Below are 2,549 nucleotides of genomic sequence, written 5' to 3' on the forward strand. Positions count from 1 at the left end.
TCCAGGTCGGTCACCGGCTCCGCTGCCTGGTCTGTCATCGGGTCCACACTCCTTGATCGGAGTTACACCGATGTTCTTACAGTCCCACCCTTCCCTGACGCCGCGCTCTGTGAGTGAGGTGTTCTCAGCTTGCTCATCTCGGCGTCGCGGGGTGCAGGCTGGTGCGGGCGGCGATGTCGGGCAGCGTGAGCTGCAGGGCGGCGGTCGCCACGGCCCAGGAGTGTCCACCGGGCAGCACCAGGTGGCGGACTCGCATCCCCGACGACCGGGCGAGGTCGACGAGTCGGGCGGCCCGCCCGACGTCGTCGCCCTCCGCCGACCCGACGACGACGGTGCCGGACACACCGTCGTAGCGGTGGGTGCGCAGCAGGTCGGCCGGGTTGACCGCGCGGAAGCGGGCGTCGTCGCCGCCGAACAGCGCGGTCACCGTCTCGGCGCGGGTGCCCAGCGACGGTTCGTCCTGCCCACCCACATCGAGAAACGCCGGATAGACTTCGGGGGCACGCACAGCGAGCTGCAAGGCGCAGGTGCCGCCGTAGGAGAACCCGCCGATGGTCCAGTGCCGCGGGTCGGGGTCCACGTCGAAGCGGGCTCGGATCCAGTCGGGCACGTCGCGACGCAAGTAGGTCTCGACGGCGCCACGGGAGGAGTCGACGCAGAGCGGATTGGCGAACGTGCCACCGGTCGCATCCGGGACGACCACGATCGGCGCGAGCCCACGATGCGCCGCAGCGAACACGTCGAGCACCGCAGCCAGCCGCCCAGCGGTCAACCAATCACGCGGCGATCCGGGCTGGCCGGCAACCAGGATGAGGACGGGCAACCGCGGCGCACCGACGACCAGCGCGGCAGGCGGGAGATAGACCACGGCCGGGCGCGCGGCGAAACCCGACACCGGCGCGGAAATGGGGAGCTCCAGTACCGCGCCCCGGGCAGGGAGATCCGGGGGCGGGACCCACCGGGCCGGGGCGACGGCGGTGCCAGTGCGGTGCGGGACACGTGCCGGGTCCAGGGCGTTCGGGTCGGCCAGGCCCAGCAGCGGGCGCGGGGTCGGATAATAGCCGTAGATCGCATTGACCTTGACACCACTGGTCACCAGGACCAGCAGCACCGCCGGAATGACAAGCAGCCGAGTCACCCAGCCGCCCCGCCGGGCAGCCACCGCCCCGGCCAGCACCGCCGCGAGCGCGACCCCCGTCCACACGAACAGACGAGCCGGGAGCACGTCCGGCGTCAACCGCCACAGCACGTTCAACACCACGGCAGCCACCACCGGAAGAAGAGTCGCCACAGCGACGACGAGACCGGCCGAGCGGTGCCACCGCCGGCCACGTGGCCACCCAAGGAACACCGCAGCGACGAGACCAGCGACCGAGATCGCCAACGGCAACCCCCCATCGACGAGCGAGAGGTCAAGCACCGACCGCACCGGCAGCGGCGGCGGCATCGGGTCAGCTACGCCGGGACCCTCACGCGGGCTGATCACCGACACTCTGCTCAGTTTTGGGTGCGGACCAGGCGGGCCGTGCCGTAATCCCCCAGCAGGATCAGCACCTGACCAGCGAGCTCAGCCCGAGAGGCATGGGAGACCCACCACTCGACCGGCACGTTCTCACACTGCATGTACGTACTCGGCTCAGCAGTCGCAACCAACTTCCCGCCCGACTCGAGTTTCCAGCTGCCACGCTCGGCGTTACACCCATCCGACCCGCTCCACCGCCCGTCCGGGGTGAACTCCACGAACGCCCGTCCCGCCGCGACACTCCCCGCAGGAAACCACCGCCCGTGCAGATCACGCGCCTCGACAGCTCGCACCGCCGCTGCGGCCTGATCCCCTTCACCCACATACCCACTGTGATGCACATGCCCATCCTGAGCCGGCTGCCCATCGCAGCCGGCCAAGACCGCGACCACAGCCACCACCACGACCACAGCCGCCCCGAACCTGGACCTCGCCGTTCCGTTCATGGCGTTCATCGTCCACCCGCCCGACCGATCGAACCCCGCCTTCCAGGCCCCACGATCAGGCGGTCCTTTGGCAGTCCATTATAGCTGGCGTGGCCACCCCGACCGGGGTGGCCCGGGCCTGGCCCCAGGTCACCCGCGGCCGCTGTCAGGCCGTCGACGCTGCCGCCAGAGGCGACGACCCGCAGGAGCAGATCGATGGACACATCCTTGCCTGTTTATGAGTAGGGGACTGTTTCAAGATCTGAGCTTGGCCCCCTGCGCCGGACACTGACGGTGTGGGGTCAGTGATCTTGGTGTGGTGGGGTGTGGGCTGTTTCGTAGTCGGCTGGGCTGAGCATCCCGATGCTGGAGTGGCGCCTGATCGGGTTGTACCAGCACTCTATCCACTCGAATATCGCATTGGCAAGATCGGCGCGGCTTTTCCAGGATCTGGAGTCGAGTAGTTCCAGCTGCATCGTCCCCCAGAAGGACTCGACCATCGAGTTGTCGTAACAATCGCCGACCGAGCCCATGGAACCGACTAGTCCCGCCTCGATCAGTCGGCGCCCGAACGCCCAGGACGTGAATTGCGAGCCGTGGTC

3 protein-coding genes are annotated in these 2,549 nt (G+C 68.9%); all 3 read right to left on the reverse strand.

From position 1 onward, the window contains the following. Positions 1-133: 133 nt before the first annotated feature. Entirely contained in the window at positions 134-1,273 is a 1,140-nt protein-coding gene (locus FVA95_RS28360) for an alpha/beta hydrolase family protein (protein ID WP_161992516.1), read from the reverse strand. 224 nt (positions 1,274-1,497) lie between these two features. After that, on the reverse strand, positions 1,498-1,977 hold the full coding sequence (locus tag FVA95_RS34170) for an META domain-containing protein (protein WP_149666855.1): 480 nt from the start codon (positions 1,975-1,977) through the stop codon (positions 1,498-1,500). A 272-nt stretch (positions 1,978-2,249) separates the two neighbouring features. Continuing rightward, on the reverse strand, positions 2,250-2,549 hold a 300-nt coding region (locus tag FVA95_RS28370), incomplete at its 5' end, for an integrase core domain-containing protein (protein WP_149666856.1).

Origin of the sequence: Pseudonocardia sp. EV170527-09, from assembly GCF_008369905.1 — a bacterium.
Classification (GTDB): Bacteria; Actinomycetota; Actinomycetes; order Mycobacteriales; family Pseudonocardiaceae; genus Pseudonocardia.